At 68.6% G+C, this 23,254-nt stretch carries 19 protein-coding genes; all 19 read left to right on the forward strand.

Annotated elements, in window-relative coordinates; translation table 11 throughout:
- The first annotated feature begins 47 nt into the window (after window positions 1–47).
- The 19 genes from ACWA14_RS05340 to ACWA14_RS05430 all read left to right on the forward strand — a co-directional run bounded on the left by ACWA14_RS05340 (window position 48) and on the right by ACWA14_RS05430 (window position 23,242).
- Window positions 48–2,474: an FG-GAP repeat domain-containing protein gene (locus ACWA14_RS05340; RefSeq protein ID WP_463796487.1), complete on the forward strand. Its 2,427-nt coding sequence runs from the start codon at window positions 48–50 to the stop codon at window positions 2,472–2,474.
- A gap of 79 nt (window positions 2,475–2,553) precedes the next feature.
- A complete protein-coding gene (locus ACWA14_RS05345) occupies window positions 2,554–3,471 on the forward strand; it encodes an ABC transporter permease (protein ID WP_463796489.1) in 918 nt (305 codons plus the stop codon).
- Window positions 3,468–4,205: an ABC transporter ATP-binding protein gene (locus tag ACWA14_RS05350; protein WP_463796490.1), complete on the forward strand. Its 738-nt coding sequence runs from the start codon at window positions 3,468–3,470 to the stop codon at window positions 4,203–4,205. The genes ACWA14_RS05345 and ACWA14_RS05350 overlap by 4 nt, the downstream gene beginning before the upstream one ends.
- A complete protein-coding gene (locus ACWA14_RS05355; RefSeq protein ID WP_463796492.1) occupies window positions 4,202–6,136 on the forward strand; it encodes a DUF6541 family protein in 1,935 nt (644 codons plus the stop codon). Before ACWA14_RS05350 ends, ACWA14_RS05355 begins: the two co-directional genes overlap by 4 nt.
- A 32-nt stretch (window positions 6,137–6,168) precedes the next feature.
- Window positions 6,169–6,897 carry a glycosyltransferase family 2 protein gene (locus ACWA14_RS05360; protein ID WP_463796494.1) on the forward strand — a complete coding sequence of 243 codons (729 nt, stop codon included), beginning with the start codon at window positions 6,169–6,171 and terminating at the stop codon, window positions 6,895–6,897.
- Complete coding sequence (locus tag ACWA14_RS05365; RefSeq protein WP_463796496.1) at window positions 6,894–7,292, forward strand: DUF2304 domain-containing protein; 399 nt, start codon at window positions 6,894–6,896, stop codon at window positions 7,290–7,292. Before ACWA14_RS05360 ends, ACWA14_RS05365 begins: the two co-directional genes overlap by 4 nt.
- Window positions 7,292–8,524 carry a glycosyltransferase family 4 protein gene (locus tag ACWA14_RS05370; protein WP_463796498.1) on the forward strand — a complete coding sequence of 411 codons (1,233 nt, stop codon included), beginning with the start codon at window positions 7,292–7,294 and terminating at the stop codon, window positions 8,522–8,524. Before ACWA14_RS05365 ends, ACWA14_RS05370 begins: the two co-directional genes overlap by 1 nt.
- The gene (locus ACWA14_RS05375) at window positions 8,521–9,132 is read left to right on the forward strand and encodes an acyltransferase (RefSeq protein WP_463796499.1); all 612 of its coding nucleotides are present in this window, start codon (window positions 8,521–8,523) and stop codon (window positions 9,130–9,132) included. The genes ACWA14_RS05370 and ACWA14_RS05375 overlap by 4 nt, the downstream gene beginning before the upstream one ends.
- Window positions 9,129–10,226 carry a DegT/DnrJ/EryC1/StrS family aminotransferase gene (locus ACWA14_RS05380; RefSeq protein WP_463796501.1) on the forward strand — a complete coding sequence of 366 codons (1,098 nt, stop codon included), beginning with the start codon at window positions 9,129–9,131 and terminating at the stop codon, window positions 10,224–10,226. The genes ACWA14_RS05375 and ACWA14_RS05380 overlap by 4 nt, the downstream gene beginning before the upstream one ends.
- Entirely contained in the window at window positions 10,226–11,233 is a 1,008-nt protein-coding gene (locus ACWA14_RS05385; protein WP_463796502.1) for a Gfo/Idh/MocA family oxidoreductase, read from the forward strand. The genes ACWA14_RS05380 and ACWA14_RS05385 overlap by 1 nt, the downstream gene beginning before the upstream one ends.
- Complete coding sequence (locus ACWA14_RS05390) at window positions 11,230–12,411, forward strand: hypothetical protein (protein WP_463796504.1); 1,182 nt, start codon at window positions 11,230–11,232, stop codon at window positions 12,409–12,411. Before ACWA14_RS05385 ends, ACWA14_RS05390 begins: the two co-directional genes overlap by 4 nt.
- A gap of 71 nt (window positions 12,412–12,482) precedes the next feature.
- The gene (locus tag ACWA14_RS05395; RefSeq protein ID WP_463796506.1) at window positions 12,483–14,267 is read left to right on the forward strand and encodes an ABC transporter ATP-binding protein; all 1,785 of its coding nucleotides are present in this window, start codon (window positions 12,483–12,485) and stop codon (window positions 14,265–14,267) included.
- Complete coding sequence (locus ACWA14_RS05400) at window positions 14,264–15,349, forward strand: glycosyltransferase (RefSeq protein WP_463796508.1); 1,086 nt, start codon at window positions 14,264–14,266, stop codon at window positions 15,347–15,349. Before ACWA14_RS05395 ends, ACWA14_RS05400 begins: the two co-directional genes overlap by 4 nt.
- Complete coding sequence (locus ACWA14_RS05405) at window positions 15,346–16,482, forward strand: glycosyltransferase (protein WP_463796510.1); 1,137 nt, start codon at window positions 15,346–15,348, stop codon at window positions 16,480–16,482. The genes ACWA14_RS05400 and ACWA14_RS05405 overlap by 4 nt, the downstream gene beginning before the upstream one ends.
- Window positions 16,479–17,624, forward strand: a complete 1,146-nt coding sequence (locus ACWA14_RS05410) for a glycosyltransferase family protein (protein WP_463796511.1) — start codon at window positions 16,479–16,481, stop codon at window positions 17,622–17,624. The genes ACWA14_RS05405 and ACWA14_RS05410 overlap by 4 nt, the downstream gene beginning before the upstream one ends.
- Window positions 17,621–18,880, forward strand: coding sequence for a glycosyltransferase (locus tag ACWA14_RS05415; protein ID WP_463796513.1), 1,260 nt, complete (start codon window positions 17,621–17,623; stop codon window positions 18,878–18,880). The genes ACWA14_RS05410 and ACWA14_RS05415 overlap by 4 nt, the downstream gene beginning before the upstream one ends.
- Window positions 18,877–21,012 carry a glycosyltransferase gene (locus ACWA14_RS05420; protein ID WP_463796515.1) on the forward strand — a complete coding sequence of 712 codons (2,136 nt, stop codon included), beginning with the start codon at window positions 18,877–18,879 and terminating at the stop codon, window positions 21,010–21,012. The genes ACWA14_RS05415 and ACWA14_RS05420 overlap by 4 nt, the downstream gene beginning before the upstream one ends.
- 36 nt (window positions 21,013–21,048) lie before the next feature.
- Window positions 21,049–22,116: a non-hydrolyzing UDP-N-acetylglucosamine 2-epimerase gene (gene wecB, locus ACWA14_RS05425; RefSeq protein WP_463796517.1), complete on the forward strand. Its 1,068-nt coding sequence runs from the start codon at window positions 21,049–21,051 to the stop codon at window positions 22,114–22,116.
- A 43-nt stretch (window positions 22,117–22,159) separates the two neighbouring features.
- Complete coding sequence (locus ACWA14_RS05430) at window positions 22,160–23,242, forward strand: acyltransferase (RefSeq protein WP_463796520.1); 1,083 nt, start codon at window positions 22,160–22,162, stop codon at window positions 23,240–23,242.
- Window positions 23,243–23,254 lie beyond the last annotated feature (12 nt).

The following is a 23,254-nucleotide window of genomic DNA, read 5'->3' on the forward strand; positions in this document are numbered from 1 at the left end:
TCGGCGCAACAGTGGCATCATCACGCAACTTCCGTCACACTGTTCACATGTCTCGACGTGCCCCACGCTCTCGAAACATCCTGAGGGTCCCCCAGCTCCTCACGTGTTTCCTCGCTGCCATCGCTGTTGTCCTCAGTACCGTCATCCCTGCCGGAGCCGCCACGGCATCCGTCTCCGCGTCCACCGCGGCGACGTCCGTCGCACAATTCCGCGATGTCAAGACGACGCTGGTCGGGTTCAAGGCGGGCAACATCATCAGCGACGCCGTCTTCACGAACAAGGGCACGATGACGGAGGCGCAGATCCAGTCCTTCTTCAACAGCAAGGTCTCGCGCTGCCAGACGGGCTACGTCTGCCTCAAGGACTTCAAGATCACGTCGGTCAGCCGCTCCGCCGACGCCTACTGCGACGGGTACACGGGCGCCGCGAACGAATCGGCAGCCCGGATCATCTATCGCGTGGCGCAGTCGTGCGACATCAACCCGCGCGTGTTGATCGTCATGCTCCAGAAGGAGCAGGGACTCATCACCCACACGTGGCCGAGTGCCTGGCGCTACAACATCGCCCTCGGGCAGGGGTGTCCCGACACCGCCGCGTGCGACCCGAACTATGTCGGCTTCTTCCACCAGATCTACGGTGCCGCGCGGCAGATGCAGATCTACATGGAGGGGCGGTGGTTCCAGTGGTACGCGCCGGGCAAGACCTGGAACATCCTCTACAACCCGAACTACGCGTGCGGGTCCGCTCCGGTGCGTGTCGAGAACGCCGCCACGGCAGCGCTCTACTACTACACGCCGTACCAGCCGAACGCCGCGGCTCTCCGCGCCGGCTACGGCGAGGGCAACTCGTGCTCCGCCTACGGCAACCGCAACTTCTACAACTACTTCACGGACTGGTTCGGTTCGACGCAGTCGCAGCAGCCGACCGTCGCCCCGCCGGTTCTGAGCGCGGCGAACACGTCGTCGTACGTGGTCGGCGCGGATGCGACCGGAACCGTGTGGGGATATCCCTTCGCGAAGGGCGTGTGGGGCGTCCGCGTCAACATGGCGTCCGGACTGGGAACACTCAGCGCGTTCTTCGGGGTCGGCGACCTCAACGGAAACGGGCATCGTGACTTCATCGCCGTGGATGCGAGCGGTCGACCGTCGGCCCTCTACGGCGACGGGACCACCAAGCTGACAGCTCCGGTTCCCCTCGCAGGGGACTGGTCAGGCGTCGTGACGGTGGCTCCGGCGGGTGACTTCAACGCGGACGGCGTCCCCGACCTCTTCACGACGAATGCCGCCGGGACACTGTTCCTGCGCGCTGGCGACGACCGCGGGGGATTCCGTGCGCCGATCGTGGTGGGCAGCGGATGGGCAGGCATGAGCATGCTCGTCGGCGGCGTGGACATGAACGGTGACGGCCGCAGCGACCTGATCGCCCGTGACACGACGGGCCGCCTCTTCCTGTATCCCGGAGACGGGCGCGGGGGCTGGGGTGTCCGGTCGCAGATCGGAAGCGGCTGGTCGTCGATGACGGGCGTGTTCAGCCCCGGCGACTTCACCGGGAACGGCACGCCGGACATCCTGGCGCACACGGCCTCGGGTGCGCTCGTCGCCTACGAGGGGCGCGGAACGGCCTACCTGGCGAGTGCGGGAACCGTGGGCTCCGGCTGGCAGGCTCTCGTCGCGAAGGCGGCGGCGGGCCCGGCGGCGATCGCCCCCCGCGCACCGAAGGCGGGTTTCGGCAATGTCGACGGACAGGGCGGCAACGATGTCGTCGCGCTGACCTCGACCGGTGATCTTCGCCTGTACGGCGGAAACGGCGCCGGCGGGTGGAGGTCATCCACGACGATCGCCTCCGGGTGGGGCCCGAACGACAAGATCTTCTCGATGGGCGACTTCAACGGCACCGGCGGTGCCGATCTCGGACGCGTGGATGCCGACGGCGTCTTCTCGTACTACCCGGCATCCGGCACCGGATTCGGTGAGCCCGTCCGCATCGGACACGGCTGGTCGTCCTTCGTCCACCTCATCGGCGGCATCGACTTCGACGGTGATCGGAAGACCGATGTGATCGGCATCCTCGCCGACGGCACCATGATGCTCTACCGCGGCAGCGGGAAGGGCGGATGGCAGGGCGGCAGCACGAAGATCGGGCACGGCTGGGGGATCGCGGACATCGTCATCCACGCCGGCGACTTCAACGGCGACGGGCGCGGCGATCTGATCGCCCGCCTGAGCGACGGGACACTCCGCCTGTACCCCACGAACGGACAGGGCGGCTTCGGGCAGGCTCAGCAGATCGGGAAGGGGTGGACGGGGATGACCCGTCTCGTCGGTCCCGGTGACGTCACCGGGGACAGGTCTCCCGATGTGCTCGCCGTCCGCGCCGACGGCAGCATGATGCTCTACGCCGGAAACGGCAAGGGCGGGTGGGGAGCGAGCGCACAGATCGGGTCGGGCTGGCAGACGATCAACAGCCTCGGCTGAGGATCTCATCGCGTCGAGCAGGTCACCAGCTTGCCGCATGGGATACTGAATGTCGCGACGGACACCGCCGCGATTCCGAATGAGTGGGCCTGTGACTGATACCCGAGATCCCTTCGCCGCCGTCCCGCGTTCCGAGTTCGACACACCCGGCACCAGCCGTGGGCTGATCGACGTGGTGCGCTGGCGCTATCTGCTGAACCTGCTGGTGCGCACCGGAGTGACGACGCGCTACCGCAATTCGGTGCTGGGGTGGACCTGGTCGTATGTGCGACCGGCGGCGCAGTTCCTCGTCTTCTGGGTGGTCCTCGGGCTGTTCATGAACCTCGATCGCGGCATCCCGAACTACGCCGTGTATCTGTTCTCCGGAATCGTCGTCATCAATCTGTTCTCCGAGGCCTTCAAGAACGCGACCACCTCGATCGTCGGCAATGCGCCGCTGGTGAGGAAGGTGTTCCTGCCTCGTCAGCTGTTCGCGGTCTCCGCCGTGATCGTCGCGTTCGTGCACTTCCTTCCGCAGGTCGGTCTGCTCCTCGTCGTGTGCCTGCTGCTCGGCTGGATCGTGAACATCTCGGTCCTCTCGATCCTGGCGATCCTCGCCGGGATGCTGATCGTGATGATGTTCGCCCTCGGACTCGGGTTGTTCTTCAGCGCGATCAACGTGCGCTTCCGCGACGCCGAGAACATCGTCGAGCTCCTGCTGCTCCTGGCGACCTGGGCGTCGCCCGTGCTGTATGCCTGGACGCAGGTGCAGGACGCGGTGGTCGACAAGCTCGGATGGCCGCAGTGGCTCGTCGAGGTCTACATGCTGAACCCGATCACCCAGGGCGTCGAGCTCTTCCACTACGCGTTCTGGCGGCCGGTGACCGACACGGCGCTCACCATCCCCCCGGGTCTCGCCTGGAACACCCTGTGGACGTTCCTGATCTCGGTCGGCGTGCTCCTGTTCGGCCAGTTCGTTTTCCGCCGCCTCGAAGGAAGGTTCGCACAAGACCTATGAGCGAGCAGACGGCCACACTGCCGAGCATCATCATCCGGGGGGTCCGCAAGCGGTTCACCCTCAACCATGCCTTCTCGTTGAAGGACACCGTGGTGTCGTGGATCAAGCGGCGGAAGCTCACGAGTGAGTTCGAAGCGCTGAAGGGCGTCGACCTGGTGATCGGCGAAGGGGAGTCCGTGGCGATCCTCGGGCTCAACGGCTCGGGCAAGTCGACACTGCTCAAGCTCGTCTCCGGTGTCATGGAGCCCGACGACGGAGAGGTTCTCACGCGCGGACGCGTCGCGGGCCTCATCGAGGTCGGCGCCGGCTTCCACCCCGAACTGTCGGGGCGGGAGAACGTCTTCCTCAACGCCGCGATCCTCGGCATGAAGCGACACGAGATCGAAGCCCGCTACGACGAGATCGTCGCCTTCAGCGAGATCGAGCAGTTCATCGACCAGGAGGTCAAGCACTACTCCTCGGGGATGTTCATGCGCCTGGCCTTCTCGGTGGCCATCCATGTGGAGCTCGACGTGCTGCTCGTCGATGAGATCCTCTCGGTGGGCGATGCGCCGTTCCGCGAGAAGTGCCGCCTCAAGTTCGAGGAGCTGATCGCCGAGGGCAAGACGCTGGTCGTCGTCAGTCACGACATGGAGATGGTGCGCGAGCTCTGCGTCCGCGGAGTCGTGATCAACAAGGGCGAGGTCATCTACGACGGCGAGGTCGGGGGCGCCATCGCCCTGGTGGACGCGTGATCGTCGACTGGCTCGTCCACGCCCCGGCCCTCCTCGCAGCGGTGGCCGTGGCCTTCGTGCCGGGGCTGATCGCCCTGGCGGCCGTCGGCCTCCGAGGGCTCGCCCTGGTCGCGGCCGCACCGCTGTTCAGCGTGGCTTCCACGGCGATCACCGCGCTCGCTTTGGGCATCCTCGGGCTGCCCTGGTCACCCGCCTCCTGGGCGATGGCGACGCTCGTCCTGATCGCAGCGGCTGTCGCCGCGGGACTTCTCCTCCGCGGGCGGCAGGACACTCCGCCGTCGGAGTCACGGCGCTGGGTGCTCCCCGTCGCGCTGATCGTCGGCGTGCTGGTGGGGCTCTGGCGACTCGTGGCGTACATCGAGGACCCGGCGGGGATCTCGCAGACGAACGACGCCGTGTTCCACATGAACGCGGTCCGCTTCATCGTCGAGACCGCCGACGCCTCCTCCCTTCATGTCAACGGCGTCGTCGGCGGGAGCTCGTTCTATCCGGCCGCGTGGCACGGCATCGTGTCGCTGATCACCCTGCTCACGGGGGCTGGCATCCCCGTCGCGGCGAACGCGCTCACCCTGGTGATCGGCGCCGTCGTCTGGCCGCTCGGCATCGCCTGGCTCGCGCGCACGGCCACCGGCTCGGCGGGTATCGCCGGCGTCGCCGCCATCCTCTCGGGGGCGCTGCAGACCTTCCCGCTCCTGATGTTCCAGTGGGGCGTCCTGTTCCCCAACGCGCTCTCGACCGCGATGCTGCCGGCCGCGGTCGCGCTGATGATCTCCCTTCCGGGCTGGCGGAGCGACGGCCCCCGCTGGCATGTCCTCGTGCGTGGCCTGCTCCTGGCCCTGGTGGCGTTCTGCGCCCTGCTGTTCGCACAGCCGGCGACCCTTCTGCCGTGGTTCGCGCTCGTGCTGGTGCGCGTCACCGCATGGCTCCTCCAGGACGCGCCGTCCCTGTCGCGGGTGCGCCGCTGGACCTTCATCGCGATCTCCTGGGTCGCCCTCGTCGGCGTCTGGGTAGTGATCTCGCGGAGCACCAGCGGGTCGCACTGGCCACCGTTCCGCGGCAAGCTCGAGGTCACCCTGGACGTGCTGTTCAACGGCCACCTCCGTATCCCGTTCGCGTTCGGCGTGAGTGCCCTGATGCTCTGGGGCATCGTGATCGCGTGGCGATCCCGTCAGCTGAGGTGGCTGGTCGCGGGGTGGCTCGGTCTGTCGGCGCTCTACGTGCTCGTCGCGACGGTCGCCGCCCCTCTCGTCCGGGTGAACCTGCTGGGTGCCTGGTACGCCGATCCCTATCGCATCGCTGCTCTCGCACCGGTGATGGTGATCCCCCTGGCGGCGATCGGTCTGCACGATCTCGTCGGCAGGATCGTCGGGAGGATCCGACGATCCGCCGATCCCTCCGAGGCGGATCGGGATGCGGTCGCTCTCGCCGTCGCCGTGGTGTTCATGATCATCCTCGTGCTGGTGCGTCCGGTCGCGATGCCGGCGGTCATCGAGCGCACGTTCGACCGGGAATCGCGCTACATCTCCGCCGAGGACACCTATCTCTCCCTCGATGAGCGTGAACTCCTGGAATCCTTGGACGAGTACGTCGGTCCGGGGGAGCGGGTGCTCGGCAATCCGTCGACAGGATCGGGCTTCGGCTACATGCTCAGCGGAGTGGACGTGTACCCGCGGACATGGTCGGCCCCGCGCACCGAGGCCTGGTCCACCCTTGCGGAGAGCCTCCGCGATGCGGCGAGCGACCCGGCGGTATGCGACGCGCTGCAGGTCTACGGCGACCCCGGCTACGTCCTCGACTTCGGCCTGGGGGAGAGCACGCCCGGACGTTTCGAGATGCCGGGCATGACGGACTTCGCCGGGGAGCCGGGATTCGAGAGAGTCGCGGAGGTGGGTGACGTCTCCCTCTGGCGGATCACGGCGTGCGCTCGGTGATCGATCACGCGGCCTCGGTAAGATCTCACACGATGCTTGCCGAAGAACTGTCCGTTCTCGTCGTGATTCCGGCGCTGAACGAAGAGGACTCCGTGGGAGAGGTCGTCCGTGCCGTGCGCACGGCCGTGCCGTCCGCACGGTGTCTCGTCGTCGACGACGGATCGTCGGATGCGACGGCCTCGCGCGCCCGCGCGGCGGGGGCCGTGGTGCTGGTGCTCCCGTACAACCTGGGGGTGGGGGGAGCGATGCGTGCCGGCTTCCGGTTCGCCCGTGACCATGGCTACACCGCCGTCGTGCAGGTGGACGCCGACGGACAGCACGACCCTGCGGCGATCCCTGAGCTGCTCGACGGACTCGTGCATGCCGACCTGCTGATCGGCGCTCGCTTCGCCGGCGTCGGCGACTACGGGGTGCGGGGGCCGCGTCGCTGGGCGATGCGCGTGCTCGCGCGGGTGATGAGCCGTGTCGCGCGCACACGTCTCACCGATGTCACGAGCGGGTTCAAGGCCGCAGGGCCGCGCGCGGTCGACCTCTTCGCCGACAATCTTCCGGCTGAGTACCTCGGCGACACGATCGAAGCGCTCGTCATCGGCGCGCGAGCCGGCCTGACCATCCGCCAGGTTCCGGTGGCGATGCGCCGGCGCCAGGGCGGCGAGCCGTCGCACCGTCCCTGGAAGGCGGCCGTCTACCTGACACGCGCGTGCGCCGCGTTCCTGCTGGCCATGATGCGGCCGCGCAAGCGGATCGAGGACCTCCCGTGAATCCCGTCACCTACGCCTTCGGAATCGTCGCCGCGATCCTCGCGCTGATCGCGATCATCGAATTGATGCGCCGAGGCACCCTGCGCGAGCGCCATGCGGTCTGGTGGTTCATCGGGGGCGTGCTCGCCCTCGTCATCGCGGTCTTCCCGCAGACGTTGAACTGGGCAGCGGGCGTCCTGGGTGTCGCGGTGCCGGTCAACCTGGTGTTCTTCGTCGCCATCGGACTCCTCTTCCTCGTGAGCCTGCAGCACGGCGCCGAGCTCACGCGCATCGAGGAGAAGATGCGCGCGCTCGCGGAGCGATCGGCGTTCCACGAACAGCGCCTCGAACAGCTCGAGGCACGCGACGTGCCGCCGACCGGTGACGACGAGGATCCCGAAGGGCGGACATCGTGATGGACGGCCGGCGTGCCGTCATCGCTTCGCGCCTGTTCCCGCCGGAAGTGAGCGCCGGAGCCTTCCGACTCGGCGCGCTCGCGAAGGCATTGACAGAGGTCGGCGGTCAGGTCGCCGTGCTGACGACGATCCCGCCGCATCACGCCCCGAGGATCGACGATGACCCGGGCGTCGCGGTCCGTCGTTGGCCCGTGCTGCGGGACCGTGGCGGCAACGTCCGCGGGTACATCCAGTACGCGAGCTACGACGCCCCCCTGCTGTTCCGCATGCTCTTCTCACGCTTCGACGTCGTCATCGCCGAGTCGCCGCCCACCACCGGACTCATGGCCGTGCTCGTCGCCGGCGTGCGCCGACGCCCGGTCGTCTACTACGCGGCCGACGTGTGGACGGACGGCGTGATATCGATGGGCGCGCCCCGGGTCGTGATCGCCGTGATGAGGGCTCTCGAGCGCACGGTTCTCCGTCGCGCCTCCGCGATCATCTCCGTCTCGGATGAGGTCACCGCGCGCCTGCTCGCCCTGGACGCCGATCCCGAGAGGGTGGCCACGGTCGGCAACGGCATCGACACCGAGGTCTTCCGCCCGACCGTCGAGCTGCCGCCGACGCAGGACCGCTACTTCGTCTACACCGGCACCATGTCGGAGTGGCAGCGACCCGACGTCTTCATCCGCGCTCTGGCCCTGATCGCGGACGACGTCCCCGATGTCGGCATCAGGTTCTTCGGCCAGGGCGCCGTCGAGGCCGAGTTGCGGGTGCTCGCCGAGGAGCTCGTGCCGGGTCGCGTGCACTTCGGCGGCGTGGTCAGTCCGCCGCGCTCGGCATCCTGGATCCGCGGCGCGATCGGATCGCTCGTGAGCATCGTCCCGGGCATCGGCTACGACTTCGCCCGCCCGACGAAGACCTATGCCGCTGCGGCGGTCGGGACCCCGGTGCTCTTCGCGGGCCCCGAAGCCGGCGCTCGCCTCGTGCGAGAGGCGGACCTCGGTCGCGCCGTCGAGTTCTCGCCCGCAGCGGTCGCCGAGGGGATGCGCTCCCTGCTCTCGGACGCGGAGAGCGGGCGCTCCGAGGAGCTTCGCGACGTGCGGGCATCCTGGGCACGCGACAACGTCTCGTTGTCCGCGGTGGCGGCGCGCGTGGCGACCGTCGTGTCGAAGGTCGCGGGAGGGCGGGCGACTAAGATCGATGGAGCGCATCTCGCGCGACCAGGAAACGATGGAGGGTCAGTTTCGTGACGAACACCGGAAGTGTGCGGATCGTCGAATCCGCAGACGTCTCTCCTGCGGCGCAGATCGGTGACGGGTCATCCATCTGGCACCTCGCACAGGTGCGGGAGGATGCCCGGCTCGGCGAGAACTGCATCATCGGACGCGGCGCGTACATCGGTACCGGCGTCGTCCTCGGGGACAACTGCAAGGTGCAGAACTACGCTCTCGTCTACGAGCCCGCCCGACTGGGAGACGGGGTCTTCATCGGACCCGCCGTGGTCCTCACCAACGACACCTACCCTCGCGCCATCAATGCGGACGGCAGCATCAAGAGCGCGCACGACTGGGAACCGGTCGGAGTGACCATCGAACGCGGCGCCGCGATCGGCGCTCGGGCGACCTGTGTGGCCCCCGTGACCATCGGCGCGTGGGCGACCGTGGCCGCGGGCGCCGTCGTGGTGAAGGATGTTCCCGCATACGCACTCGTCGCCGGTGTTCCCGCGCGCCGTATCGGCTGGGTCGGGGAATCCGGTGTGCCCCTGGTGCCCGGAGACGACGACAGCATCTGGGTGTGCCCCTCGACGGGCGCCCGCTATACCGAAACCGACGGAACATTGAGCAAGGAGACCGTGTGAGCGAGTTCATTCCCCCCGCGAAGCCGATCATCGGCGACGAGGAGCGCGAGGCCGTCGATCGCGTCCTGCGCAGCGGCATGGTGGCGCAGGGCCCCGAGGTCGCCGCCTTCGAGCAGGAATTCTCGGCGCACTTCGTCCCCGGACGTCCGTCCGTCGCCGTCAACTCCGGAACCGCGGGCCTGCACCTGGGTCTGCTCGCGGTCGGCGTCGGAGCGGGCGATGAAGTCATCGTTCCCTCGTTCACGTTCGCCGCGACCGGCAACTCCGTGGCGCTCACGGGAGGAACCCCGGTGTTCGTCGACATCGAACCCGAGACGTTCACGCTCGACCCCGAGGCGGTGGCGGCCGCCATCACCCCGAAGACCAAGGGCATCCTTCCGGTGCACCTCTACGGCCACCCCGCGCGCATGCGCGAACTGGAGAAGATCGCGGCCGATCGTGGCGTCGCACTCTACGAGGATGCCGCGCAGGCACACGGCGCCGCGCTCGACGGACGACCGGTCGGGTCGTTCGGCGAATTCGCGATGTTCAGCCTCTACCCGACGAAGAACATGACCAGCGGCGAAGGCGGCATGGTCACGACGGCGACCGACGAGATCGCGCGCCAGGTGAAGCTCCTCCGCAACCAGGGCATGGAGCGCCAGTACGAGAACGAGGTCATCGGCTTCAATGCGCGGATGACCGACATCCACGCCGCCATCGGGCGGGTCCAGCTGACGAAGGTCGACGCCTGGACGCGTCAGCGCCAGGCGAATGCCGCGTTCCTCGATGCCAACCTCCAGGGTGTGATCGTGCCGCCCGTGGCCGACGGTGCCCTCCACGTGTATCACCAGTACACGATCCGTGTGCCGGAGGATCGGGACGGTTTCGTGGCCGCTCTCAAGTCGGAGTACAACGTCGGAGCCGGCGTCTATTACCCGATCCCGAACCACCGTCTGCCGTCGCTCACCCACTTCGCTCCCGGACTGGATCTGCCCGAGACGGAACGTGCCGCCCGCGAGGTGGCATCGCTGCCCGTGCACCCCTCGCTGGGCCAGGACGACCTCGAGCGCATCGTCGCCGCGGTCAACGCCCTGTCGAAGGCGGGTTCCTGATGGCGCTGCGGGCCGGGCTGCTCGGCGTCGGGATGATGGGACGTCACCACGCCCGTGTGCTGCGTGAGGTCGACGGCGTCGACCTCGTGGCGATCGCGGATCCCGGGGGAGACCCCCACGGTGTCGCCGGAGACCTGCAGATCCTGCCCGACATCGAGGCCCTCATCGCGGCCGGGATCGATGTCGCCGTGGTCGCGGTGCCCACCCGATTCCATGAGGACGCGGCACTCAAGCTGGCGGCCGCAGGAGTGCACACCCTGGTGGAGAAGCCCATCGCGCACACCGTGGAGGCCGGACAGCGGATGGTCGACGCCTTCGCCGCCGCGGGGCTCGTGGGCGCCGTCGGACACATCGAGCGGTTCAACCCGGCGGTGCAGGAGATGCGTCGCCGGATCGAGGCCGGCGAGCTCGGAGCGGTCTACCAGGTCGTCACGCGTCGTCAGGGACCCTTCCCGGCCCGCATCGCCGACGTGGGTGTCGCGAAGGACCTCGCCTCCCACGATGTCGACCTCACGGCCTGGATCGTGCAGAGCGACTACGAACGCGTCTTCGCGCAGACCGCCTTCAAGAGCGGTCGCGAGCACGAGGACATGATCACGATCACGGGGCGCACCGCATCGGGCGTCATCGTCAACAACATCGTGAACTGGCTCAGCCCGATGAAGGAGCGCCTCACCGTCGTCACCGGTGAGAAGGGTGCGTTCGTCGCCGACACGTCGACGGGCGACCTGACCTTCCACGCCAACGGCACGATCCCCCTGGAGTGGGAGTCGGTGTCGTCGTTCCGCGGGGTCTCCGAAGGAGACGTCACGCGCTACGCCTTCGCCAAGCGCGAGCCGTTGCGCGTCGAGCATGAGGCCTTCCGCGATGCTGTGCTCGGTCAGCAGACCGACGTCGTCACCATGGAGCAGGGACAGCGGACGCTCGCGGTCGTGGAAGCGGCGCTCGACTCCGCCCGCACCGGGGACTCGCGTCTCCTGACCGCAGGCGGTCAGCCACGCGGATGACCGCCGTGTCGCGTCTGCTCGCTCCGTTGGGGCGTGCGGCCAATCGGCTGCCCGCCCCCGTGGCGGAGCGTGTCCTGCCGTGGAAGCGACGCGCATTCGCCGAGGCCGGCACGGCGCGGACGGAGGACGCCCCCACCCGTCTGCTGATCGCTCCGGTCAACTCCGCGGGTCAGGGTCATGCCTGGGCCCGGGCCGCTGAGCGGCTTCCCGGTGTCGCGGCGGCGAACTTCATGTATCGCGACCGCGGGGACGTCTTCGATTTCTCGGCGGATCAATCCGTGCCGGTCGCGTACTTCGCCGAGAACAGGCGCTGGCAGCGTGCCCAGAGGCACGCGATCGAGACGCGATTCACACACGTCGTCGTGGAGTCGGGGCGCCCTTTCGTCGGTGTCGACGTGCCCGTCGCGGACCAGATCCGTTCGCTGCTCGCTCGAGGGGTCCAGGTGGCGTTGCTCTGGCACGGGAGTGACATCCGTGATCCACGGCGTCATGCCGCCCACGAGCCCGATTCCCCGTTCCACGGGGCCTACGCCGACGTGGAGAAGCTGGTGGAGGTCGTCGAGCGGAATCGCGCCCTCGTGGGCGATCTTCCCTTGATGAACTTCGTCTCCACTCCGGACCTGCTCGACGACGTCCCGACCGCGCAGTGGCTTCCGCCCGTGGTGGATGTCGGGGGGTGGCGCGCGAGCGGATCGGGGAAGCCGCTCGAGCGTCGCGTTCCCGTCGTCTGCCATGCCCCGAGTCGAGCGGGCATGAAGGGCACGGCGGCGGTTCGCGCGGCGATGCAGCCCCTGCACGACGAGGGGCTGATCGAGTTCACCGAAGCGGTCGGGTTGCGGTCCTCCCAGATGCGGTCGTTCTACGGACGGGCCGACATCGTGCTCGACCAGTTCGCCCTCGGCAGCTACGGCGTGGCCGCCTGCGAAGCCATGGCCGCGGGTCGGGTCGTCGTCGGGCACGTCTCCGCGCGGGTCCGCTCCACCGTCGAGGCCGAGACCTCCTCGGCCCTCCCCATCGTCGAGGCGCGGGCGGGCGAGCTGGGCGACGTGATTCGCACCATCGTGTCGGAGCGGACCTCGGCGCGACGGACAGCGCGCGACGGAGAGGAATTCGTCGCGGCGGTTCACGACGGGACCCGGTCGGCGTCGGTGCTCTCGACGTTCCTCGGGGCGCTGTGAGCGGCTCACACCAACTCATGGGAGACTGACCAGATGCCCTCTTCTGCCTGTTCGCCTCGGAGGATCACGCAATGAAACTCGTGTGGAAGACCTTCCGAGAGATCATGCCGTGGCTTCCCGGCGACGCCCGCTCCTATCTGATCCGATACATCGCGATCTCCTGCGCCCTCGCGATTCTCGACATCGCGGCGATCATGCTCCTCGCGCTCAGCCTCGCCCCGATGATCGCCGGTGTCGCCATCAACGTGCCGATCATCGGCCCGGTCGGCAAGGACTCCTACATCTGGCTCATCAGTGCCGTCGCGGTGCTCATCCTGGTCAAGTCGGTGCTCGCGATGATCCAGCAGTGGTTCGCCACCCGCCGATTCGCGACGTTCGAGTTGGAGATCGGGCGCCGGCTGTTCGACTCCTACATCAAGGCCCCCTGGACCTACCGGCTGGGGCGCAACACGGCACAGGTCGTGCGCATCGCGGATGTGGGAATCGCGAACACCATCAGCGGTTTCCTGCTCCCCATCATGCAGCTCCCGGCGCTGACCGTCAGCTTCCTGCTCATCGTCAGCATCATCGTCGTCGCGCAGCCCTTCACCGCTCTGATCACCGTCGTCTATCTCGGCGCGATCATGGCCCTGATGTACTGGGTCGTCGCCGGACGCTCCGTGCAGGCGGGACGGGTGTCGCGCGACTACTCGTTCAAGGTCGCCACCCTGATGACCGAGATGATGCAGGCGCTGAAGGAGATCACGCTCCGGAACAAGACCGGAGAAGTGGCCGCGGTGGTCCAGTACAACCGATCCTTCAGCACGCGCGCCCGAGCGAACATGAACTTCCTCAGCTCGCTCCCGGGCTTCGTGCTCAACGCCGCCCTCGTCGGCGGATTCATCCTCGTCGGCGGTGTCGGGTACGCGATCGGCGGACTCGATGAGGCACTGGCCGCCGTCGCGCTCTTCGCCGTGGCCGGCTTCCGCCTCGTCCCGTCTCTGACGGGCTTCCAGTCGATCGTCACCTCGACGACCGCCAACGTGTACCACGTGCAGTCGGTCATCACCGACATCAAGTCATCGCTGATCTACATCGAGCACGTCGAGAACCTCGGGAAGGACCCGATCCCGGACGATCCTCAGGTCCTGCGCCTGCGCGACGTCAGCTTCAGCTACCCGGGCCATGAGGGAGATCCGGCTGTCCACGACATCGATCTCGACATCCCGATCGGCAGCTCCATCGCTCTCGTCGGCAGTTCCGGCGCAGGCAAGTCCACTCTCGTGGACATCCTCCTCGGGCTTCTGGTCCCGCAGGAGGGATCGATCATGCTCGATGACCAGGCTCTGACCGATGTCCTGTCCGACTGGCGCTCGCGGGTGGGGTACGTCCCGCAGGACGTCTCGCTGTTCGACGGCACCATCGCGCAGAACGTCGCGCTCAGCTGGGATGACGACGGAATCGACTACGACAGGGTGCGTCAGGCGCTCACCCGCGCGCAGCTCTGGGACACCATCGCGTCACGAGAGGGCGAGATGCGCGGGCGTATCGGCGAGCGGGGCCTGGCGCTGTCCGGCGGTCAGCGTCAGCGCCTCGGCATCGCGCGAGCGCTCTACGGAAACCCGCTCATCCTCGTGCTCGACGAAGCGACCAGCGCGTTGGACACCAAGACCGAATCCCTCGTGACAGAGGCGATCCGCGGGCTCAAGGGCGAGGTCACGATCGTGTCCGTCGCGCATCGGCTCTCCACCATCAGGGACAGCGATCTCGTGTGCTTCATGCAGGATGGGACGATCGCCGATCGAGGTGCGTTCGACGAGCTGGTGGCTCGCGTTCCCAACTTCGCGGAGCAGGCTCAGCTGGCAGGGCTCGCGTGACCCGACCGCTGGTCGACGTGGTCATCGCGTGCCACGACGCGCGACGACCCATCGAACGTGCGGTGGCCTCCCTCGTCCAGGACGATGAAGCTCGCCACGTGGTGCGGGTGACGGTCGTCGCCCATGGGATCGCTCCGGAGTCGTTGCAGAGCAGGCTGGAGGGGATTCCCGGAGACATCAGGATCCTTCCGTTCGCGGACGGGGTGCGCAGTGCGGCCGGCCCGTTCAACCACGGGCTGGATGCCGTCGACGCCATGTACTGCGGTGTCATGGGGTCCGACGACTTCCTCGAACCGGGGACGATGGCCGCGTGGATCGCACACGTGCGCACGCAGCGGCCGGACGCGGCGATCGCGCAGGTGCGTCTCCAGGGGCACGACATCATGCCCAACCCGCTCGTCCGTCTGGGGCGTCGTCGTCGGCTGGACGCCGCCCGTGATCGGCTCTTCTACCGCACAGCTCCTCTCGGTCTGATCCGCACCGCGCGCATGCGTGAACTGGGGCTGCGCATGGTGGAGGGCGTCCGCGTCGGTGAGGACTTCGAGTTCGGCATCAGACTCTGGTCCCACGGCGGTCGGATCGACTTCCTGAGCGGCACCGGAGCGTACGTGATCGGTCAGGACGCGGACGAACGGACGACGCTCGGCACCATGACCGTGCAGGAGCGGTTCGAGCCGATCCTCCGCCTCCTCGACGACGGTGTCTTCGCCACCCTCTCGGCCGCGCACCGCCGCGCGCTCGTGATCAAGCTGGTCCGGGTGAGCGTCGTCGGAAACGCCCAGGCACTGGCCGCGGAGTTGCGCGATGCGGACGTCAGCCACCTCGCCTCGACCCTGCGTCGCCTCCTCGATCAGGGACCGACGGCGCTCCGAGCGTTCAATCGCCAGGACCGATGGATCCTCGACGGGCTCCTGGCCGAGCCCACCGGCGACCGTCTCCGGGCGGATGTCATGCGCGCCCGCGGAGCGAGCAGAGCGGATCGGTGGCTCACTCCCGACCTCGTGCACAGTTTCGCCCGCGAGTCGACGCTGCGCCGCTACGTCCTGTATTTCTGCAAGCGCGAGCGAAAGAAGCTGCGATGAGTTCCCGTCCCTCCATGCTGATCATCTCGTTCTCGCCCATCGTCGGCGATGCGCGCGTGTTGAAGCAGGTCGCCCGGTTCACCCATGACTTCGATGTCACCACGCTCGGATACGGAGACGCCCCGACCGGCGTCGTCGAGCATCTCTCCCTGCCGCGGGACGTCCGGTACAACGACCTCGACGGCAAGCTGATCACCCTCAAGCGCTACCGTCGCGCGTACTGGCGGCTCTCGGCGGTGCGGTGGGCGAAAGAGGCGCTCAAAGGTCGTCGGTTCGACGTGATCATCGCCAACGACGTGGAGGCCGTTCCCGTCGCCGTCAAGCTCCGGCCCCGTCAGGGTGTGCTCGCGGACCTCCACGAATACAGCCCTCGGCTGCACGACGACAACGAACTCTGGTTCCAGCGCATCACCCCGTGGTTCGACTGGGTCGTCCGGCGGTATGTCACCAAGGCGCAGGCCTGGACGACCGTGAGCGAAGGGCTCGCGGCCGAATACGAGCGCAACTTCGGCTTCCGTGCGGAACTCGTCAGCAACGCGACGCCGTACCACGATCTCGCGCCCGTGCCCGTGTCCTCGCCGCTGCGTCTCGTGCACAGCGGTGCCGGGCTCACGAACCGGCAGCTGCACCTCATGGCGGAAGCGGTCGCGACGGCCGATGCCGACGTGACGCTGGACTTCTACCTCACGGCGAATCACCCGGCCTACCTCGACGAGCTCAAGGCGTTCGCCGAGACCACCGATCGCGTCCGGGTCCTGGACCCCGTGCCCTACGCCGACCTCGTCCGCACGCTCAACGACTACGACGTCGGGGTCTTCCTGCTCCCGCCGCTCACCTTCAACTATCGCCACGCGCTGCCGAACAAGCTCTTCGACTTCGTGCAGGCCCGTCTGGGCGTCGTGGTCGGCCCCTCCCCGGAGATGGCCGCCTACGTCCGGGACTTCGGCCTCGGCGACGTCGCCTCCGACTTCACCGTCGAGGCGCTGCGCGAGGTCATCGAGAACCTCACCGCGGAGACCGTCGCCGCATACAAGACCCACGCCGACCGCAGCGCCCGCGAACTCGCGGGCGAGCGGCAGGTCGAGAAGTGGGATCGCATCGTCGCGGGGCTCATGGCGGGGAAGCGGCGATGAGCCGTCCGCGGTTGCTGATCATCTCGTTCTCGACGATCACGGCCGACGCGCGACTGCTGAAGCAGGTCGCGAGACTCGGTCAGGATTTCGAGATCCACACGCTCGGATACGGGGACACACCCTCGGGAGTCGCCCACCACTTCCGCATCCCCGACCGATTCCCGATCTGGCGCTATGACCGGATCTCGGTGATCCTGCGCCGTTTCCGCAAGGCGTACTGGAGCAACGAGGCGATCTCCGCGGCCTCCACGGCCCTTCGTGGCAGCGAGTGGGACCTGATCCTGGCGAACGATGTGGATGCCGTGGGCCTGGCGCTCGCGCAGAAGAGCGCCCACGGCGTGCACGCCGATCTGCACGAGTACGCGCCTCGCCAGAAAGAGGACGTCTGGAAGTGGCGCCTGTTCGTCGCCCCGTTCGTCCGGTGGATGTGCCGGACCTTCGTGGTGCGCGCCGAGTCCGTCACCACGGTCGGGCAGGGCATCGCGGATGAGTACCGTCGCGTCTACGGAATCGAGGCGGGTGTGGTCACCAACGCCGCCCCCTACGCGGAGGTGGATGCGCGCCCGGTCGGCACGCCGATCCGGCTCGTGCACTCGGGAGCCGCCCTGCGAGATCGGAACATCCTCGCGATCGTCGAGGCCGTCGAGGTGACCAGCGCCGATGTGCACCTCGCCCTCTATCTGACGCCCAACGACCCGGCCTTCCTCGAGGAGATCCGCGACCGCGCCGGCGCCTCGAGCCGAGTGACGTTGCATGACCCGGTGCCGTACGCCGCACTCTCGTCGACGCTGAACTCGCACGACGTCGGTGTCCACCTGCTGCCGCCGGTGAACTTCAACAACACGTGGGCGCTGCCGAACAAGTTCTTCGACTACGTCCAGGCGCGGCTGGGCGTGATCATCGGTCCGTCGCCCGAGATGGCTCGCGTGCTGAACGAGCGCGGATTCGGAGCGGTCACCCAGGGGTTCGCAGCGAGCGATCTGACCCGGCTCCTCGACGGGCTGACGGCGGCCGAGGTGACGACCTGGAAGCAGGCCGCGCAGGAGAGCGCGGAGTTGCTCTCGGGCGAGCACCAGGTCGAGGTGTGGGCGCGCGCACTGGATGCGCTGATGGCCGCGCCGCACCCGGGGAACCGGCCGTGAGCAGGCTGCTCCTCTTCACCAACGACTACCCGTACCGCACGGGAGACGTCGTGTTCGTGGAGAAGGAGATCGAGGCCCTGGCCGCGCGGTTCGACGACGTCGTGGTCTTCTGCCACGCGCGGGACACCAGCGCGGGCGCCGTCGATCTCCCGGCGGGCGTGCGTCTGGGGGGCAACCTCTTCGAGCCCGCCCCGGAGGATGCGCCACGCCTGCTCCTGGAACCCGGCCCGCTGATGCTCCTGCTCCGCGCGACCTGGCGGGAACTGTGGAGCGGTCGTCTGTGGCGCCATCCGAAACTCTTCCTGATGGGGGCGAAGGTCGGGCTCACGCAGGCTCACCGGACCGCTGTGCGGGAGGCGATCGCCGGTGACCCGGACACCACGGCCTACGGGTTCTGGGGCATGGGCGGCGGCCTCGGGGTGCCGTGGCTTCGCGGGGTGCGCAGCCGCGTGGTCCGTGTGCACCGCTACGACCTCTACGAGGACCAGGCGATCGCCGGCTACCTGCCCTATCGTCCTTTCCTCTTCGCTCGCGCCGATCGGATCCTCGCGATCTCCCACGATGCCGAGACCTACCTCGCTCGTCATCATCCGGAGACCGCGGGCAAGGTGGCCCTGAGCCGGCTGGGTGCATTCGGGCCGGAGGCCGCGCCGGAACGGACGGCCCGGCAGGAGACCACGATCGTCTCCTGCTCGTCGTTGATCGCGGTGAAGCGCGTGCGGTCCATCCTCGACGCGGTGCGGGAGCTGGCGGAGCGGGATGCCGTGCGTCCGATCCGCTGGGTGCACTTCGGGGACGGCGTCGACATGGCGGAGCTCCGGGCGGCGTCGTCCGCGCTCCCCGACGGACTGAGCGTGGAACTCCGCGGGCACGTCGATCCCGCGGAGATCGCCGCGTTCTACCGGGGCGGTGAGGTCGATGCGTTCATCAACCTGAGTGCCTCCGAAGGGGTCCCGGTCAGCATCATGGAGGCCATCGCGCACGGAATCCCCGTCGTGGCGACCGCGGTCGGCGGCACCCCGGAGATCGTCGGTGCCGCGCTGCGCACCGGAGAGCTCGTCGATGCCGCCGCGTCTCCCGCGTCCGTCGCGGACACGCTTCGCCGGGTGCTCGACGCTCCCGTGGGCACGTATGCGCCCCGAGAGCGGTGGGAGCGCGATTACGATGCGCGGCGCACAGGCACCGTCGCCGCTGATCTCGTGCGGGCCACCCTCGACGCTGCCCGTCGCCGATCGGCTGATAGCGTCGAGAGGTGAAGGTTCTCGTCGTCACGACCTGGCTCCCGACGTCGGCGCGCCCGGAGGTCGGCGCCTTCGTGGTCCGCGACATCGAGATGCTGCGGCGGGATCATGAGGTCGCTGTGATCCATCTCTCCGCCGACGGCGGGGCGGCGGATGTCCCCTTCCCGGTGCACACGATCCGGATGTCCCCGGCGGACCCGCGCAGCATCAGGAATGCCGGTCGGGTGATCGCTCGCCACGCGGGATCGGCGGACCTCGTGCATTCCATGGCGGCATCCGCGCTGCTGCCATTCCGTGCGCTGCGGCTGACGGCCCCCTGGGTCCACACCGAGCACTGGTCGGCCCTTCTGGCACCGCGCACGGCACCCCTCGCGTCGCGGCTCGCGATTCCCCTCACCTTCCGGCTCCTGCGCCGACCCGACGTCGTCGTCGCGGTCGGCCACGATCTGGCCGCGCGCATCGATTCCGGCCGCCGCGGACCCACCGTCGTGATCCCCAACGAGGTGCATCGTCCCGACGTCCTGCGCGAGCGACCGCGGACGTCCGTGACGACCCTCGTGGGTGTCGGCGGACTCATCGCGCGCAAGGGGCCCGACATCGCGATCGAAGCACTCGCCGAGCTCGTGTCGAGAGGCATGGACGCACGGCTCGTCTGGGCTGGCGACGGCCCGCTCCGAGACGAGTTGACGATGCTCGCGGAGCGTCTCGGTGTCGCGGATCGGGTGGAGCTGCGCGGCAGGATACTGCCCGAGGACGTCGCCGATGTCCTCGCGGAGGGCGATGTCTTCATCCTCCCGACGGCGATGGAGACCTTCGGGGTGGCCATCGCCGAGGCTCTGGTGTCCGGTCGACCCGTCGTGACCTCGAACGAGGGGGAGCAGTCATCGTTCGTCAGCGAACCCGACGGCGCTCTCGTGGCGGAACGCTCGGCCGATGCCTACGCGGACGCCGTCCAGCGCGTCCTCGCTCTGAACGAGAATCGATCCGCCGGCGAGATCGCCGCCCGGGCCACGCGGCTCTTCGATCCGGAGAATCGGCGTGCGGCGACGCGTGCGGCGTATGAAGCCGCCGCGACCGGAGCCGGAGAGCGTCTCCCTCGTGACGTCGAGGTGATCGTGGCCGCGCATGACGCACGCCGCGACATCGAGCGCGCGGTCTCCTCGGCTCTGACGTCGCGAAGCGTTCATCGCGTCCGCGTCATCTGCCACAATGTCGACGCCGACGACATCCGAGCCGCGACAGGTGCCGTCGCCGACGATCCGCGCGTGGAATTCCACGAACTGCGGGACGGTGTGCGCAGCCCCGCCGGGCCGTTCAACGCGGGGCTGGACCACGCGGAGTGCCGCTACGTCGCCGTGCTCGGATCCGATGATGAGGTGACGTCCGGGGCCATCGACGGCTGGCGGAGCACGGCGAGGGAGACCGGTGCCGACATGGTGATCGCGCCCCTGCGTCACGCCGGCGGGCGCCGGGTTCCGACCCCGCCGACCCCGCGGCGCCGGAAGCTGCACGGTGCCCGCGACCGCCTCGCCTACCGCACGGCACCCCTGGGGCTCATCTCCCGTCCGCGCTTCGGCGATCTGCGCTTCACGCCCGAACTCGCGACAGGGGAGGATCTGGCCTTCACCACGCGCATGTGGTTCTCCGGTGCGCGCATCGCGCGGCACGTCGGACCGGGGGAGTACCTGGTCCACGATGACGCGGAGCGGGTGACGTTCACCTCGCGTCCCCTGGCGGATGAACTCCGCGCGGTCGAACTCCTGCTCGCGGACAGCGGGACCCGGGCTCTCGCGCCCGGTGACCGACTGGCGCTGGCGGTCAAACTCTGGCGGCTGCCGGTCTTCGGGGCCATCCACTACCGTGCGGGGGCGTGGGCGCCGGAGGATCTCCCTGCCCTGCGCCGCATCGCCGCCGAGTTGCAGGCCTTCTCTCGGCCGGCCATCCGGACGCTCTCCCGTGCCGATGCGGCGCTCATCACCGCCATCGCCGACTCGACCACGACGACCGCGCAGCTGGACGCGCTCTCACGGCGCCGACGCAGGTTCTTCCGCATCGCGGCGCTGATGCCCTCGGACCCCCGGCGGCTTCTCGCGCGGGAGGCGCCGCTGCGTTTCAGTGCGGCGACGTGGTGGGCGCTGCGGTCCTGAGGGCGTTCTTCCCCCGGTTCCGTAGACTTGGCTCTCGTGAAGATCGTCAGCGTCGTCGGCGCCCGCCCCCAGTTCGTCAAGCTCGCCCCCATCCACAAGGCAGCCCAGGCCGCCGGTGTCGATCACGTCATCGTGCACACCGGCCAGCACTACGACCCGATGCTCTCGGACGTCTTCTTCGATGAACTGGGAATCGGCGCACCGGACGTGCACCTGGGCGTCGGCAGCGGCTCGCACGGCGTGCAGACCGGAGCCATGCTGGCGGCGCTGGATGCCGTCTTCGACGAGCACCGGCCCGACTGGGTGCTCGTCTACGGCGACACCAACTCGACGGTCGCGGCGGCTCTCAGCGCGGTGAAGATGCACATCCCGGTGGCGCATCTCGAGGCCGGCCTGCGCAGCTTCAACCGACGCATGCCCGAGGAGCACAACCGGGTGATGACCGATCACGCGGCCGATCTGCTGCTCGCCCCGACGCAGGTCGCCGTCGATCATCTCGCGAACGAAGGCCTCTCCGATCGCACCGTGCTCGTCGGAGACGTCATGACGGATGTCCTCTTCGAGGTCCGGGAACAGGTGTCCACGACCCCCTCCGTGCTCCTGGAGGAGCTGGGCCTGACCCCGGGCGGATTCTATCTCGCCACGATCCACCGTGCGGAGAACACGGATGACCCGCAGAGGTTGGCGGAGGTCGCCGCCGCGCTCGCCGGACTCGACAAGCCGGTCGTCCTGCTGGCCCATCCGCGGGTCGTCGCCAAGGCCGCCGCACACGGTGTCGCTCTGGACGCGGGTGCGCTGGTCTCGCACGCCCCGCTCGCCTACGCCGATCTCATCGCGGCGACGCTCGCGAGCGCCGGGGTCGTCACCGATTCGGGCGGTCTGCAGAAGGAGGCCTTCCTGATGCGGGTGCCCTGCACCACCGTTCGCACGGAGACGGAGTGGGTGGAGACCGTCGAGCTCGGATGGAACGTGCTCGCCACCACCGCGGCGGAGATCGCGGCCGGCGTGACCCGGGGACGTCCGGCGGACACGGACGTGGCGCCCTACGGCGACGGACACGCGGCCGAGCGCGTCATCCGGGTGCTCCGGGGCAGCGGCGCGTGACGATGCGCCTGCTGCTCGGCGTCGGGGGCGGAGAGACCCTCCGGTGAGTTCCGAGATCTCGACGGTCGCCGCGTCTCGCACACGGCAATGGTCCCTGGACGTGACCCGGGTGATCTCCGTGATGGGGGTCGTCGCCATCCACGTGTTCGCGGAGATGGTCGGCAACGGACAGGTCCGTGGCACCGGCGGGTGGTGGGCGGCGGTCGCAGCGGACATCGGATTCGTCTGGGTCGTGCCGGTGTTCGTGATGATCTCGGGCGCTCTGATCCTGGAGCCCCGACACTACGAAGACGGGCCGGGACCGTTCTATCGTCGTCGCCTCCCGCGGCTCGCGACAGCACTGGTGGCCTGGTCGCTGTTCTACTTCGTCGTCATCCGGACCCTGTTCTCGCACGTGCCCGTCACGCGCGTCGACCTCGCCGACTTCGTCCTCGGCGGGAAGCCCTACACCCACCTGTACTTCCTGTGGTTGATCATCGGTCTCTACGCGGTGGCCCCGATCCTCGCCTCGTTCCTCCGCGGAGGGGGCGCCAGGCGAGCGCTCGTCTTCGCGGGGTCCGTCCTCGCGGTCACGGTCGTCACCGGCATGTCCTCGAGCGTCCTCGGCGCGATGGGCGATGCACGACCGCTCACGCTTCTGGCCCTGACGCAGTGGCTCCCGTACGCGGGCTACTTCCTCGCCGGCTGGGCGCTGCGGAATGCGCGGTTGTCCGGGGTGCGGCTCGTCGTCGCGTCGCTCCTGACCCTCGCCGCGCTGGGGCTGTCGATCTGGCAGTACGGTGTGCGCCCCGGGATGCCTCTGCTCGACGCGGTCGCCCCTCTCAGCTACTACGGCCCTGTGGTGGCGGTGGCATCGATCGGCGTCTTCGTGTGTCTGAACAGCGCACTGGCGGACTGGCGCCCCGGTGCTCGCAGCCGGAAGGTCCTGCGGGAGTTGTCGGACTGCGCCTTCGGCGTGTTCCTCGTGCATTTCGCGATCATGGTCGTCCTGCGATCCATCGACCCGTTCTCGCGCGCCGAGGGCTCGTTCGTGCTCTCGTTGCTCGAGTGGTTCGTGGTCGTGGTGCTCTCCTTCGCCGTCGTCTTCCTGATGCGGAGGGTGCCCGGCGTGCGGCGCGTGGTCTGATCGCCGCCCTAG

This window comes from Microbacterium sp. TW_SC_2, from assembly GCF_055361165.1.

What these genes read in the sequence shown, in the direction of transcription:
- ACWA14_RS05410 (WP_463796511.1), top strand. Translation starts at nt 16,479, where the DNA reads ATGAGCCGTCCGCGGTTGCTGATCATCTCGTTCTCGACGATCACGGCC.
- ACWA14_RS05395 (WP_463796506.1), top strand. Translation starts at nt 12,483, where the DNA reads ATGAAACTCGTGTGGAAGACCTTCCGAGAGATCATGCCGTGGCTTCCC.
- ACWA14_RS05350 (WP_463796490.1), top strand. Translation starts at nt 3,468, where the DNA reads ATGAGCGAGCAGACGGCCACACTGCCGAGCATCATCATCCGGGGGGTC.
- ACWA14_RS05390 (WP_463796504.1), top strand. Translation starts at nt 11,230, where the DNA reads ATGACCGCCGTGTCGCGTCTGCTCGCTCCGTTGGGGCGTGCGGCCAAT.
- ACWA14_RS05405 (WP_463796510.1), top strand. Translation starts at nt 15,346, where the DNA reads ATGAGTTCCCGTCCCTCCATGCTGATCATCTCGTTCTCGCCCATCGTC.
- ACWA14_RS05340 (WP_463796487.1), top strand. Translation starts at nt 48, where the DNA reads ATGTCTCGACGTGCCCCACGCTCTCGAAACATCCTGAGGGTCCCCCAG.
- ACWA14_RS05385 (WP_463796502.1), top strand. Translation starts at nt 10,226, where the DNA reads ATGGCGCTGCGGGCCGGGCTGCTCGGCGTCGGGATGATGGGACGTCAC.
- ACWA14_RS05360 (WP_463796494.1), top strand. Translation starts at nt 6,169, where the DNA reads ATGCTTGCCGAAGAACTGTCCGTTCTCGTCGTGATTCCGGCGCTGAAC.
- ACWA14_RS05370 (WP_463796498.1), top strand. Translation starts at nt 7,292, where the DNA reads ATGGACGGCCGGCGTGCCGTCATCGCTTCGCGCCTGTTCCCGCCGGAA.
- ACWA14_RS05345 (WP_463796489.1), top strand. Translation starts at nt 2,554, where the DNA reads ATGAGTGGGCCTGTGACTGATACCCGAGATCCCTTCGCCGCCGTCCCG.